Below are 13,840 nucleotides of genomic sequence, written 5' to 3'. Positions count from 1 at the left end.
TCAGGGTGGTCTTGCCGTGGTCGATGTGCCCGATGGTCCCGATGTTCATGTGTTCTTTCGTCCGCTCGAATTTCGCCTTGGCCATAGCCAACTCCTTTAGCAACGAAACTGCGTCCGCCTACCGTCCACCGAGGGCGGCTTCAATTGACTCTGTCAACAAGTTGATACCAAGAATACTATCTGGAGCCCACGACCAGGATTGAACTGGTGACCTCATCCTTACCAAGGATGCGCTCTGCCGACTGAGCTACGTGGGCTGATCTGCCGAGGAGGCAGCAATCGGATCAAGCAGCATGCCGATTCGAAAGGCGCACCAATACAGTCTCTGGAGCGGGAAACGGGATTCGAACCCGCGACCCTCAGCTTGGAAGGCTGACGCTCTAGCCAACTGAGCTATTCCCGCCCAAGCTTATAGCAGTGTTACCTCAGGCGTTGAATAATCCTGCCAAAGAAGAATCCCTCGTCTCCGGACTGGCTCCTCCTGCATCAGTCCGTTCCGATGGTGGGGAGAGGAGGGTTCGAACCTCCGAAGGCAACGCCAGCAGATTTACAGTCTGCCCCCTTTGGCCGCTTGGGTATCTCCCCGCATCTCCCTTCGGGATCTCCCTGAACGCTGGCTCTCCTGGAGCTGGCGAAGGGATTTGAACCCCTGACCGGCTGATTACAAATCAGCTGCTCTACCAACTGAGCTACGCCAGCACGCAAACCCTTAGATTATTAACAATCTGAGAGAAGCGCAAGGAAAATATAATGTTATTACAAGCAAAAAGCAAGCAATAATTTCTATTGTGGTTACTTTTAAGAAACAATCGTCGTTTCTTGTCTATTCGCTGGCCACTGCTTCACAACACTCCGTTGCCGTCGAATCTCAAAGAGGAACACGGCGGCGGCGGCCGCGGCATTGAGAGAGTCTACGCGACCACGCGTGGGGATTCGCGCGAGCAGATCGCACCGCTGTCGTACCAATACTGTCAATCCCCGGTGCTCTCCTCCGATGACCACGCCCATTGGTACGCATAAATCGATCTCATAGATGGACCGTACAGCGCTCGGATCGGCCCCGAGAATCCAGACTCCTTGATCTTTCAGCCACGCGAGAAACGCCGGCAGACCTGCAACCCTCGCCACAGGCAGGTGCTCCGAAGCCCCGACCGATGCCTTTGCGACCGCCGGAGTGATCCCGGCCGCGCGATGCTTCGAGATGAAGAGCCCATCCGCCCCGGCAGCCTCCGCTGTGCGTATGATCGCTCCAAGGTTTTGAGGGTCTTGAATTCCATCGAGCAACAGCAGCAGCGGGGGCGAGGAGCTAGCCTTGATTCGGGTGACCAGCTCGAAAGGGTCGTCGTAGCCCGCCTCGCTGACAACGGCCAGGACTCCTTGGTGTGTAACCCCCTTGGCCAATTCGCCAAGCCGTTCCCGTTTCTCCTGTTTAACAAGCACTCCCCGAGCCCTGGCAAGTTTCATGATCTCGGTGATCCTGGGATCATACCGTTCCCTCGCCAGATAAATCCGATCGATGTGACGTCGCCTCGCTCGAAGCGCCTCCAACACAGCATGGGGACCGACGAGTATCTGCTCCGTCATGGCGTCTGTGTCTTCACGTGCGTGGCCTTTACGTGCCAGCGGACCTCATCGCCGGTATCGTCCACGATCACCCCCAGATCGGTCAACCAGGTACGAATGGCGTCGGCGGTCGCCCAGTCCTTCCTGTTGCGGCATAGAGCCCTGTATGCCAGGATAGTTTCTATCTGCTCCTTCGGTAGAGATTGTCCTGACGTACTCGCCAACTCGACAGCCTCTCGAGCGTTACAGTAATCATCCTCCAACACCCTTCGATCTAAGGCTGACGATCCGACAGCCAACATGCCAATAACTGGAGTGATAGTGACCCGCTCGACTTTTTCCCGTGAGTCCTCAAACAAACCGCCCAACACCGATCCCAACTTCCACAACGTATCTCCCGCCTTGCCTAGAGCATGCACGAGGGATGGCTCCGGCGTACCATCAGCATCTCTCAGAGCAACGTTTATCCTTCTGGTCAGGATAAACAATGCGGCCACCGCGCGTGGCGTATTCAAATCATCATCCATCGCTTCCGTGAACTCTTGCTCTGCCTCGCGAATCTGGTCCAAAAGAGGCGGAGAACCCATAGGGGAAGGGTCAGCCTTTGGACTCTGGATATCCTGGAAACGCTCTACCTCATCCAGTACAGCATGGAATCGAGCCGCCGCAGCCCCGGTGCTGATCAGTGCGTCCTCCGAAAAATCTACGGGTGACCGGTAGTGAGTTCCGAGCAGGAAGAGCTTGAGCGCACAAGGACTGATGCGCCCCAAGAGTTCTCGGACTGTCAGGATATTGCCCAGCGACTTCGACATCTTTTCAGCGCGGATATTGACGAATCCGTTATGAATCCAGTAGCGGGCAAACGGCTTGCCGGTGGCACACTCCGACTGCGCAATCTCGTTCTCATGATGAGGAAAAATCAGATCAGCCCCCCCGCCATGGATGTCGAAGGTCTCGCCGAGGTACTTTATCGACATCGCTGAGCACTCGATATGCCAGCCCGGTCTGCCGGGCCCCCATGGACTCTCCCACGCAGGCTCCCCCTCCCGCGATGCCTTCCATAAGGCAAAATCGAGGGGATCGCGCTTCCGCGGATCCACCTCAACCCTCGCCCCTGCCCGCAACTCGTCAAGACCTCGATGAGAAAGCTTCCCGTAGTCAGCCGCTCGCCTGACCTCAAAATAGACATCGCCATCGACGCAATACGCGACGCCCTTCGCCGTCAAGGTCCGGATGAGGTCGATCATCTCCCGAATGTGCTGCGTGGCCCGAGGCTCCTCCGTCGGCGTTCTAAGCCCCAGAGTTTCCATATCCTGGCGATAGGCCTTGATCTGCTCCTCCGTCAGCGATTCCCGCGACTGCCCAAGCTCCGCGGCCCGCTGGATGATCTTGTCGTCCACATCCGTATAATTACGCGCGTAGTAAACCTTATATCCTCGGTACTCGAGGTAGCGCCAGACCACATCAAAGGTCAGCGCAGCGCGTGCATGGCCGATATGGGCGCGATCGTATACGGTCGGGCCGCAGACGTACATCCTGACCTCGCCAGGCACCAACGGTTCAAACGCCTCTTTTTTCTGACGTAAGGTATTGTAGAAGACTAGCGCCATACGACTATCCCTGTCATCCTACAGCGTCACGTGATGACGCTGTAGGGATGCAACGGCAAGACAGGCAATGCCGTCACCTGCCCCAAGCGAGCCCACCCGATTCGCAGTCGTCGCCTTGACGCTTACTCCCTCGACCGAGGTTCCGATGCTGTCTGCAAGGTTGGCCCGCATCTGCGAAATATACGACGCGAGCTTTGGGGCTTCTGCAATAATCGTTGCGTCGATGTGACTCACCATGTAGCCAAGAACCTGCACTCGTCGGAAGGCCTCCCTGAGGAGCAGGAGACTCGACACATCTTTATATTGAGGATCGTTCGTCCCGAAGCAGGAACCGATATCGCCGGCGCACGCCGCGCCAAGTATGGCGTCGATCACCGCGTGAGCCAAGGCATCCGCATCCGAGTGACCATCAAGACCTTTCTCGAATGGGATCTCCACCCCACCCAGGACAAGGCGCCGACCAGGCACTAGTGGGTGCGTATCGAATCCGATGCCGACAGTCATTGGACCATCCGCCGCCTCAGGATCAGATCAGCGAGAGGCAGATCCTCTTCGCTCGTGATTTTGAGGTTCTCATAACTTCCTCTCACAACCTTGACCATTCCTCCTATTCGCTCCACAAGCGCGGCATCGTCGGTGGCAATGATCCCGTGCTCCCGAACCGCCCGATGGGCCCGCATCAGGAGTGTATAACTGAAGACCTGAGGCGTCTGGATCGACCAGAGCTGTCCCCTCTGCAACGTCTCTATCACAAAACCGTTGGTGTCTACCCGCTTGATGGTATCAATGATGGGCACAGCCACGACTGCCGCACCCGCTTCTTTCGCGGCTTCTATGGTGGCCAGCACAACCTCACGCGAAACGAAAGGGCGAACGCCGTCGTGGATCAATACGAGATCCGTTTCCGCCTTCGCCCTCTGCAGACCGTTGTAAACTGAATCTTGCCGTGTCTGTCCCCCTGGAACCACCTCCGTCTCTACATTAACCCCGGCCAGCTCCAGCGCCTCTCGGCCTCTTAACTCTTCCCCCGGAGGAACCACAATGATGATAGCTGCAAGCGCATTAGATGCCGCAAGCGCCCGCAACGTGTGGCTGAGTATCGGCAGACCATCCAGCGCGATAAACTGTTTCTTAACCGCTCCTCCGAATCGAATCCCCGCTCCCGCCGCGGGAACAATTGCAGTGACAATCATAGGGTATAGGGATAAGGGGTTAGGGGTTAGAGGCTTCCGAAGTTCCTTGCCCCTAACCCCTCACCCTGCTCTTACGCCGCCTCAGCCTCTTCCTTCAGGCGTGAGAAGATCATACGCCCGGCTGTCGTCGGCAGCACCGTGGTAACGCGCACATCGACAGTCTGGCCGATATACCGGCGGCCGCTATCGACCACCACCATCGTCCCATCATCAAGGTAGGCAATGCCTTGGTTGTATTCCTTGCCTTCTTTAAGAACGTAGACCTGCATTTCTTCACCAGGAAGGACGACAGGTCGTAGCGCATTGGTTAACTCGTTGATGTTCAACACGCCGATTCCGTGCAACGCGGCCACCTTATTCAGATTGAAATCGTTTGTCACAACCTTGGCATTAAAGGCCTTGGCCAATGCGACCAATTTCGCGTCTACCTCACGGATCTCCGGGAAGTCCACATCGCTGATCTCGACCGGTACCTCGAGCTTCTTCTGGATCTGCTGCAGAATATCCAATCCCCGACGACCACGGTTTCGTTTCAGCGGATCCGATGAGTCGGCAACCTGCTGTAACTCCCGCAAGACAAACTGAGGAATGAGAAGTGTCCCCTCAACAAACCCCGTCTCACAGATATCAGCAATTCGGCCGTCAATAATCACCGAGGTATCAAGGATCTTGTAGCTCTTGTCCCGCGGCTTTTCCCTGAAATGCTGAACGAGATTTGACATGCTGAATCCCGGACTCTTCTCGATCGCGATGGCAGCCCCCAGGTACGCCGCCCCGATGGTGACAATGATCCGCATCGTCATACCGATGTAACTTGGAATGAAGTTCAGAAAACCGGAAATAGCACTAAAGAAGAGTTCGGCCAAGCCAAGACCCAAGACGAATCCGATGATTCCGCTGACGATGACTTGCAAAGAGGTCTGATGAAACTTGCGTTGGAGGACCATCACAATAACCCCGCACGAGGCCCCTAGAAGGAGGCCGGCCGACCCCAGAAGCCATTGGTAAGGACCTGCGCCGGCCTGGAAGGCCAGATAGAATCCGATGGCCGCCCCTCCAACAATCATCGGGAGACCAACGCGATAGCTGTTCAAATCGATCACCCCCTCTCATAAGTTTCGATGACCTCACGCATGGTCATCATGTGTAGTGACCTACCGCCTGTTCAACGAGCGCTCCCGCTCTCTCCTGGTCAATTCCGGAGGCATGCGAAATCTCGCTGACAATCAACCTCCGGACATTCTCCAGCATCGTCTTCTCGCCGAATGACAGGCTCCGTTCCTTCTGGAGCAGAACCAACTTTCGCAGGACCAGCGCAACCTCAAAGAGCGACCCCGTTCTGATCCGCTCCAAGTTGTCCTTGAACCTGCGGTTCCAATTCGAACTGATTTCCAGGTCGTTCTTTTTCAAAATGGCAAGAATCTTCGGAATCTCCGACGGTTCAATGACTTCTCGAAGCCCGACCCGTTTCGCGTTCTTTGTGGGAACCAGAATCGTCATTCCATTCCCAATGATGCGAACTACGTAGAAAGGCTGCAGTCCACCTCCAACCGCTTTTTTTTCGATAGCCTCAATCCACCCGACTCCATGAGTAGGGTAGACCACTTTTGTCCCTGTACGATACATTATTAATTGTGAATTTTAGCAGGGATTCTCTAGCTAGTCAAAAGATTCTCTCAAGAACAACGACAGAATGTTGCAACCACTCGATACTTCCCGTCAGTGCGACCACCCCTGGGATGCGTAGCAATCTCAGCGCAATAAGGCGAGAATGCTGCATGTTGTTCGCAATACCGACTTCCTATCGCTATTCGTGAAATTCTACTGCCTACCGTGTCTCCAGCCTCTCCGTCAACTCCTCCAGCGTGTGTAGCCCACTCACCCGTAAAGAAGAAAAGTCAGGCTGGGTCCGACCCAGGTTGTGTCGGGGCATCAGGCAATGGGACAGACCCAGGCGGGCGGCTTCCTCGATCCTTCGTTCCGCCATCGGCACCGCCCGCACCTCACCTGCCAGACCGATCTCGCCGAACACGCAGAGCCCGGGATCGAGCGGAAGGTTTCTGGCGCTTGAGAGGACTGCTGCGGCTATGCCAAGATCAATAGCGGTCTCTCCTACCCTGACACCTCCCGCAACGTTGACGTAGACATCGCACGCGCTGAGCGGCAGGCCCAGTCGCTTTTCCAGTACAGCCAGCAGCAGGATACCTCGGTTGCTGTCCACTCCATTGAACACGCGTCTGGAGATTGGGGCGCTTGGTGCCGCTACCAATGCCTGTAGCTCCACAAGTAGCGGCCGGCTTCCCTCCAAGGTCGGAATCACAATCGAACCCGGCGCCCCTGAAGGGCGCTGCGAGAGAAATACCTCCGACGGATTCACGAGTTCCTGCAGTCCGGATGCCGTCATCTCGAGTACGCCGATCTCCGGGGTGGGGCCAAAACGATTCTTCACGGCCCGCAACACACGATGAATCTGATGCCCCTCTCCTTCCATAAACACGACTGCATCGACCAGGTGCTCCATCGCCTTCGGGCCCGCGATGACCCCTTCTTTGGTGATATGGCCGATGATGACGGTACTGATCCCCTTCTCCTTCGCGAGCGCCATCAGCCGAACTGCCGCTTCGCGAACCTGGCTGAAACTGCCTGGGGGGGACTCCAGTTCTTCAGAGACGATCGTCTGGATGGAATCGATCACCAGGATGGTTGGTCGGATCTGGTCGGTCTGATTCAGAATCACCTGGAGGGAGGTCTCGGCGAGCAGCAGGAGACGATCGGAGAGTGGGCCCAGCCTGTTCGCTCTGGATCGCGTCTGCTGAAGCGATTCCTCGCCGGAGACATACAGGACCACCTCCTCCCTCTGCGCGATCTGCATTGACGCCTGAAGGAGCAGGGTCGACTTTCCGATCCCCGGATCACCGCTTAAGAGCACGAACGAGCCGGGAACGATCCCACCCCCCAACACCCGATCTAACTCTGCCAGACCGGTACTCACCCGGTGAAGTGCCCTGATATCTACGGCGGTGATCGGTGTCGCAAGGCGTGGGACCAGGGACGCTACGTCACTGCGACCGCGATGCCGCTCGCTTGTGGCGCGTTCCTCCAGCAGGCCTGCCCACTGTCCGCAATCCGGGCAGCGACCCATCCAGCGAGCGGTTTGATAGCCGCAGCTCTGACAGAGGTAATGGCTCTGATTCCTGACCATCGGTCCTCTTCCCGTGATGAGCAGTTGTGGCCCGTTCAATGTTTAACGCGCAATGTTCGATCCCGAACCGTGAACGTCGAACGTTGAACCGGGGCCTGTCACCTCTCCTCTGCTTCATCCGGCTCTTGATGGACGAGGTCGAGCGAGCCGAACTTGACATACTCCCTGAGGAAGGCCATCTCCACGGTCCCGGTTGGGCCGTTCCGTTGCTTGGCGATGATGATCTCGGTCTTGGTGTCCCGCTCCTGGTCCGGCGCCCCGGCCTTTCTGGCTTGATAGTAGCCGGGCCGGTACAGGAAGATCACCACATCCGAGTCCTGCTCAATGGCGCCGGATTCCCGAAGGTCCGATAGCTGCGGGCGCTCCCGCTCCTCGGTCCGGCGCGCGAGCTGCGACAGCGCCACCACCGGAACCTTCAACTCCTTGGCCATCGCCTTCAGAGCCCGGCAGATGTCCGACACCTCCTGTTGGCGATTCTCGGAACGGTGACGACCCGAGATGAGCTGGAGGTAGTCGATCACCACCATCCCGATGTGCTGCTCGGCCTTCAGCCTCCGCGCCTTCGCCCGCAGTTCGATCACTGAGAGCGCGGCTGAATCATCAATGAAGATGGGCGCCTCTGAGAGATGACCGGCCGCGTTGGTCAGCTTCGGCCAATCGCTCTCACGCAGCCACCCTGTCCTGATCCGGTTGGAGTCAACCTCGGCCTCAGAGGAGAGCAGCCGCTGGACCACCTGTTCCTTCGACATCTCCAGGCTGAAAATTCCGACCGGTATCTGCTCCTCAATTGCAGCATTTCTCGCGATATTGAGGGCAAAACTCGTCTTGCCCATCGAGGGGCGACCGGCAATGATGATTAGCTCTGAAGGCTGAAAACCGGCGGTTTTCATGTCGAGATCCTCAAACCCCGTAGGCACCCCGGTGACCTGCGTCCTGCGGTCAAACAGTTTCTCCACCTGTTCAAAGGTATCTTTCAAAATCGACTTCAACGGCAGGAAGGCGCGCCGTACCCGATCCTCCGACAACTCGAAGATCTGCTGCTCGGCTTGTTCAAGCACCTGGTCCGCTTCCTCCTGGTCCGCGAAGCCAAGCCCGACGATATCGGTGGCCACAGCGATCAGCTGGCGCAGAAGCGCCTTGTCTCGAACGATCCGCGCATGGTAGGCAACGTTTGCGCCCGTGGGGACGGCATCCACCAGTGAGGCGAGAAACGCCGAGGAGCCTACCTCGTCAAGCTCGCCGCGACGGCGAAGCTCATTAGTGATCGTGATGAGATCGACCGGTTCGCCCCGCCCGAACAGTCCGCTAGCTGCGGCGAAGATCTTGCGATGTGCGTCCCGGTAGAACTGCTCCGGCCGCAGCAGTTCGAGACACTTCATGAAGGCCTCGTTGCTCTGCAGGACCGCCCCGAGGACCGACATCTCGGCCTCCAGGTTCTGCGGCGGAACCCGCTCTCCGACTACCTCACGCCGATCCAGGGTCGACTCCCGCACGATTCGTTGCCCCACCAACTTAGCCCTCTTCGCGCTCTACTGTGAGCCGAAGTTCAGCCACAATGTCAGGGTGTAAGCGGATAGGAATGGTGTAACTGCCGAGCGCCTTGATCGGCTCCTGCAGGAGGATCTTTCTTCGATCCATCTCCAGTCCCTGGGTGGCCAGGGCAGCGCAAATATCCTGGTTGGTCACAGCGCCGAAGAGCCGATTCTGCTCACCGGCCCGGCGCACGATCACGCAGTGCAGTTCTGCGATCCGGCCCGCCGTTATCTCCGCCGTACGACGAAGTCTCTCCTCACGCTCCGTATTGTGTCGAAGCAGGTAATCCAGCGACTTAATGTTGCCGGATGTCGCCGCTACCGCCTTGCGCGTCGGAATCAGGAAATTCCGCGCGTAGCCGTCCGCCACCTCAACCTGGTCACCAGCAGAGCCAACCTTTTCTACCCGTTCCAAAAGAACGATCTTCATCGGTGCGTTACCTCCTCCGTACTACCTCACCTGAAGCGCTTTACACGTCAGGGGGTCCCGAAAGCGAATGTCGGCGAAAGACAACCCAGATATCGAACAGCCCGACCAATGTCACGAGGAGCAACAGCAGGGGTTGAAGAAGCAACAGCGCAACACCCAAGAACCCTACGAACGGCGAAAGTCTCAGCCGGCGAATCCAGAACGTAGCAATCGCCAGACCCTGAAGAAAATAGACCGTCATCATAACGAGTAACCCGTTGACACCGATCTCTTTCGCAATGGGCAGGCCACTCAGCAGTAAGGCGGCAGATCCGATAAATACCCACACCAGCGAGTCCGGAACCCTCCAGGTAAATCCTGGAGTCGCAGCCCCGGATAGTGTGGCTTGGATCGATCCTCTCCTTGCCAGGAAGAAGTTCGCTGAGGTGGTGAGCAACGCCGCCGCCATGAAGAGGCCAGGTGAGGTGATGAGCAAAAAACTTCGCACCTCCTCACCCGATCCGAATAACGGTCCAACCTCGTCCGGAGAAACGCCCACCTTGTTATACAACTCCATCGCCTCCCGTACGGCGATATCGAGACGATGGTTCAAGAAGTCCAGCATCGACCCGCCTGCGCCCCATGCCAGACTGAAAAGGCCGATCATGCCGCCCACAATGACAGTCAGGCTCCCTACGGCTACCGATACCTCCGGAGCCCACTGGCGGCGGATAGCCTCCGCCAGCACCATCGCAGGCAGGCCGAATTGAATGTAGAAGAACCAAGCATGTCCGGGACTCAGGAGACCGGCAACGCAGATCCCTACAGTAAGCACTCCGAGTAGGGCAATGACTCGGCCACCTTTCAAGGATAGGAGAATAAGCGGCAGGGGAGTCAGCAGGCTGAAAAAGCTCCCGGCGATCGGGATCATTCCGCCGGCCAGCGCGAGCGTGAGAGACGCGAGACAAAGGGCAGCGCTTTGCACCAACGTCCGGGCCGGTACCTCTTTCATCGAACGCGTTTCATCAACCCCATTGCAGCGATCTGCCAGCTCCTCCCGCTCAGAGCAGATCAGCGGCGAAGGGGAGCAATGCGATACTGCGAGCCCTCTTGATGGCCCCGCCCAACTGGCGCTGATGGCCCGCGCAGTTACCGGAAATCCGACGCGGAATGATCTTCCCTCGATCCGTAATGAAGTTCCTGAGCCTCTTGGCGTCCTTGAAATCGACTGCCTCGATCTTATCAACACACCACTTGCAGACCTTTTGCCGTCGAAAGCTTCGTCGCTTTTTCAGCATCCGTCATCACCCCCTTGAGCGTCATCGCGTGGTTCGACAGGGCTCACCACAGGTTTCAGAATGGCACCTCTTCCTCTTCGCTGGATCGAGGCGGCTCCTCTTCGGAGACCGCTGCATCCTTTCGCCCACCGACAAATTGCACCCGCTCTGCAACGACTTCATATTTACTTCGCTTCTGGCCATCCGGCGTTTCCCATGACCGTTGCTGGAGCCGGCCTTCAACCAGCGCCTGACGCCCCTTGCTCAGAAACTCAGCGCAGGTCTGCGCCTGCTTATCCCAGACAACTACGGTAATGAAGCAGACCTCGTCTCGCCGATCGCCACCTTTCGTCGTAAACGAACGATTGATCGCAAGGTCAAAGCTACACACGGCCATGCCGGCAGGCGTGTGTCGAAGTTCCGGGTCCCGTGTCAGGTTCCCCAGCAAAATTACTTTATTAAAGCTCACCATCTCCCATCTCCTGGGTAGTTGTCACGGCACTACCCTCGAGCGTGGCGGCTTGCGACTTCACCTTAAAACGCCCTCTCCGAGGCTCCTCAGCCCTGACGACCACGCCCTTCAGGATGACCTCAGTAATCCGAAAATGCCGATCGAGATCGGCCACAATTTCACCCGCGCCGTCCACCTTCATCAGGACGTATTGGCCTTCGCGTCGCTTCTTCACCTCGTAGGCCAGTCGCTTTTTTCCCCACTTCTGGACCTCCAGGACCTCGCCCCCTTTCTTGCCGACGACCTCGCGAACTCCACCGATCGCCGCCTCGACACCGTCCTCCGTCAGGGCCGGATCCAGAACGATAATGACTTCATACTGGCTCACTCTTTTCACCTCCTCCGGATTGCGCCATGCGAGCCTGACGAGCGCCTCGAATGTTGTACCGGTTCATCGCCGCCTCAAAACCTTCCTGCAACAGCAGTTCTACAGCATCGGCAGCCCGTTGTATCGCCACCTGTATCATGTCGTCCTCACATTCCTCGAAAGGCCCGAGCACATGTTTTACGGCATCCTGCCCATCTCGAGGCCGTCCGATTCCCACCCTGACCCGCAAAAAATCAGAACTGCCCATCGCCTCTATGATGGAACGGACACCTCCATGACCCCCGTGACCGCCGCCTGCCCTGATCCGTAACTGAGAAGGAGGCAGATCCAGGTCGTCATGGACCACAATAATGCGACCGGGCTCAAGGTGTAAGGCCTGTTGCCATCCGGATACACTGAAGCCGCTCTCGTTCATGAAGGTCAACGGCTTAACTAATAGGATCTGGATCCCGTGGAGGGCGCCCCTTACGAAAAGCGAACGGTATCGACAACGCTTGAGGGCCACGCCGACCCGGTCGGCCAACGTATCCACGACCCGAAAGCCCACATTGTGGCGACTGACCTCATAATCCGGCCCGGGATTGCCCAAGCCCACCACGATCCACAACGAGGCACCCCACCAGGCGGTCTCGCCGCCCTCCTACTTGCCTTCTTTGACCTCTTTCGCCTCCTTCTCCTTCTTACCAACCACCTCCGGCTCAGTCGGTTTCTCCTCTGTTGCGGCCGCAGGCCCCTCCACCGCTACCCGCTGAACCAGCACCGTCACGACAGGCCGCGCGGGGTCTTCAAGCACCCTGATGTCCCCCCCCACGGTAAGCTCTCGGACGTGAATAGCATGGCCCAGATCGAGGTGACCGACATCCACCTGGATATGACTGGGAATCGCGCCGGGCAGGCACTCGACGCTCACCTCGCGTAGATGCTGCTCCAAAAGACCTCCCTTCAATTTGACGCCGATGGCCTCCCCCACTAACCTGATGGGAATCTGAACCTTGATTTTTCGCTTCATGGAGATCTCGAGGAAATCGGCGTGCAGCGGCCCTCCTCGCACAGGATCTCGCTGTAACTCCTTCAGAATGACGGTCCTCGATCTCTCACCATCCCCATCCAGGGTGAGGGTAATCAAGACGTTCTCACCTGCCCCGGTCCCCAGGAGCTTCGTCATTTCAACAGGATTGATTGTTACCCCAGTGGGCCCGGACGCGCCGCCATACACGACGGCCGGAATCAGCCGCTGTCGCCGAAGCTTTTTCGCGGCCCCCTTGCCAACCTGCGTCCGCACCTGCCCTTTCAGCACCGCTTCTTCCATCGCACTCTCCTTCTCGCGAGGCACAGGCGGACTCCCTCCTCGTACCCACGCGCCCGATCTATCTTCCCTTACCGTCAGACAAACAGGCTGCTGACAGATTCCTCTTTGTGGATGCGGCTGATAGCCTCCCCCAGCAGCGGCGCCACAGAGAGTACGGTCAGCTTTTTGGACTTGCTGCTGTCGGGAAGCGGGATAGTGTTCGTGACGATCACCTCTTCGAGAACTGATCCGTCGATCCGCTCCACCGCCGGGCCAGAGAGGACCGGATGCGTACAACTCGCGAAGATCCGCTTCGCTCCCTTTTCAAGGAGCGCCGGAACCGCCTGAGTGAGGGTTCCGGCGGTATCAATCATGTCGTCCACAATGATGACGTCCCGCCCCTCGACGTCTCCGACAATGTGCATCACCTTCGCCTCATTGGGACCCGTCCGACGTTTGTCGATGAATGCCAGCGGGCTCCCCAGGCGCTTGGCAAACGCACGAGCTCGTTCCACACCGCCTGCATCCGGAGAGACTACGACCGCATCCCCCAACCTCCGCTCCTCGAAAAATCGGAGGAGAACCGGAGCGGCATACAGATGATCGACGGGGGTCGTAAAGAAACCCTGAATCTGTCCGGCGTGAAGATCCATCGTCAAGACCCGATGCACCCCAGCCGCCGTAAGCAGGTCGGCTACCAGCTTCGCGGTGATCGGTACGCGAGGCTGAACCTTTCGATCCTGTCGCCCATAGCCGTAGTACGGCATGACGGCCGTAATCCGCCATGCCGACGCCCGCTTCAAGGCATCAATGATCACCAACAGTTCCATCAGGTTCTCGTTGACGGGTCGGCAGGTGGGCTGGATCACGAAGACGTCGGCACCCCTGACATTCTCGAAGATCTGGACCAGGATCTCGTCGTCAGCG

16 protein-coding genes and 4 tRNA genes are annotated in these 13,840 nt (G+C 57.8%); all 20 read right to left on the bottom strand.

Translation table 11 applies throughout. The features are described from left to right. Positions 1–181: 181 nt before the first annotated feature. Positions 182–257, bottom strand: a tRNA-Thr gene (locus KGL31_03510). Between the two features lie 69 nt (positions 258–326). Beyond that, positions 327–403 (bottom strand) — tRNA-Gly (locus tag KGL31_03505). Positions 404–500: 97 nt separating this feature from the next. Continuing rightward, positions 501–585 (bottom strand) — tRNA-Tyr (locus KGL31_03500). Positions 586–623: 38 nt separating this feature from the next. Next, positions 624–699 (bottom strand) — tRNA-Thr (locus KGL31_03495). 99 nt (positions 700–798) lie between these two features. Next, on the bottom strand, positions 799–1,584 hold the full coding sequence (rlmB, locus tag KGL31_03490; protein ID MDE2320970.1) for a 23S rRNA (guanosine(2251)-2'-O)-methyltransferase RlmB: 786 nt from the start codon (positions 1,582–1,584) through the stop codon (positions 799–801). Next, entirely contained in the window at positions 1,581–3,173 is a 1,593-nt protein-coding gene (gene cysS / locus KGL31_03485) for a cysteine--tRNA ligase (GenBank protein ID MDE2320969.1), read from the bottom strand. Before cysS ends, rlmB begins: the two co-directional genes overlap by 4 nt. 18 nt (positions 3,174–3,191) lie before the next feature. After that, on the bottom strand, positions 3,192–3,677 hold the full coding sequence (locus KGL31_03480; GenBank protein ID MDE2320968.1) for a 2-C-methyl-D-erythritol 2,4-cyclodiphosphate synthase: 486 nt from the start codon (positions 3,675–3,677) through the stop codon (positions 3,192–3,194). Further along, a complete protein-coding gene (gene ispD / locus KGL31_03475; protein MDE2320967.1) occupies positions 3,674–4,366 on the bottom strand; it encodes a 2-C-methyl-D-erythritol 4-phosphate cytidylyltransferase in 693 nt (230 codons plus the stop codon). The genes KGL31_03480 and ispD overlap by 4 nt, the downstream gene beginning before the upstream one ends. Positions 4,367–4,437: 71 nt before the next feature. Next, complete coding sequence (locus tag KGL31_03470; protein ID MDE2320966.1) at positions 4,438–5,460, bottom strand: TRAM domain-containing protein; 1,023 nt, start codon at positions 5,458–5,460, stop codon at positions 4,438–4,440. Between the two features lie 46 nt (positions 5,461–5,506). Continuing rightward, positions 5,507–5,995, bottom strand: a complete 489-nt coding sequence (locus KGL31_03465; protein MDE2320965.1) for a CarD family transcriptional regulator — start codon at positions 5,993–5,995, stop codon at positions 5,507–5,509. Between the two features lie 199 nt (positions 5,996–6,194). Then, positions 6,195–7,568, bottom strand: a complete 1,374-nt coding sequence (gene radA / locus KGL31_03460) for a DNA repair protein RadA (protein MDE2320964.1) — start codon at positions 7,566–7,568, stop codon at positions 6,195–6,197. A gap of 98 nt (positions 7,569–7,666) precedes the next feature. After that, positions 7,667–9,061 carry a replicative DNA helicase gene (gene dnaB, locus KGL31_03455; GenBank protein MDE2320963.1) on the bottom strand — a complete coding sequence of 465 codons (1,395 nt, stop codon included), beginning with the start codon at positions 9,059–9,061 and terminating at the stop codon, positions 7,667–7,669. Between the two features lie 19 nt (positions 9,062–9,080). Then, entirely contained in the window at positions 9,081–9,530 is a 450-nt protein-coding gene (gene rplI, locus KGL31_03450; protein MDE2320962.1) for a 50S ribosomal protein L9, read from the bottom strand. Between the two features lie 40 nt (positions 9,531–9,570). Then, a complete protein-coding gene (locus KGL31_03445; GenBank protein MDE2320961.1) occupies positions 9,571–10,521 on the bottom strand; it encodes a DUF2232 domain-containing protein in 951 nt (316 codons plus the stop codon). 49 nt (positions 10,522–10,570) lie between these two features. Next, a complete protein-coding gene (rpsR, locus tag KGL31_03440; GenBank protein MDE2320960.1) occupies positions 10,571–10,807 on the bottom strand; it encodes a 30S ribosomal protein S18 in 237 nt (78 codons plus the stop codon). Positions 10,808–10,862: 55 nt separating this feature from the next. After that, positions 10,863–11,258, bottom strand: a complete 396-nt coding sequence (gene ssb, locus KGL31_03435; GenBank protein ID MDE2320959.1) for a single-stranded DNA-binding protein — start codon at positions 11,256–11,258, stop codon at positions 10,863–10,865. Further along, complete coding sequence (gene rpsF, locus KGL31_03430; protein ID MDE2320958.1) at positions 11,245–11,625, bottom strand: 30S ribosomal protein S6; 381 nt, start codon at positions 11,623–11,625, stop codon at positions 11,245–11,247. Before rpsF ends, ssb begins: the two co-directional genes overlap by 14 nt. After that, on the bottom strand, positions 11,612–12,220 hold the full coding sequence (gene pth / locus KGL31_03425) for an aminoacyl-tRNA hydrolase (GenBank protein ID MDE2320957.1): 609 nt from the start codon (positions 12,218–12,220) through the stop codon (positions 11,612–11,614). The genes rpsF and pth overlap by 14 nt, the downstream gene beginning before the upstream one ends. A 45-nt stretch (positions 12,221–12,265) precedes the next feature. Next, positions 12,266–12,934 (bottom strand): 50S ribosomal protein L25, encoded by a 669-nt coding sequence (locus KGL31_03420; GenBank protein ID MDE2320956.1) that lies wholly within the window; start codon positions 12,932–12,934, stop codon positions 12,266–12,268. Between the two features lie 74 nt (positions 12,935–13,008). Continuing rightward, positions 13,009–13,840: ribose-phosphate pyrophosphokinase (locus KGL31_03415; protein ID MDE2320955.1), on the bottom strand; the 832-nt coding region annotated here is incomplete at its 5' end.

Source organism: Candidatus Methylomirabilota bacterium (assembly GCA_028870115.1).
Taxonomy (GTDB): Bacteria; Methylomirabilota; Methylomirabilia; order Methylomirabilales; family Methylomirabilaceae; genus Methylomirabilis.
This window is presented reverse-complemented; position numbering and strand designations above follow the sequence as displayed.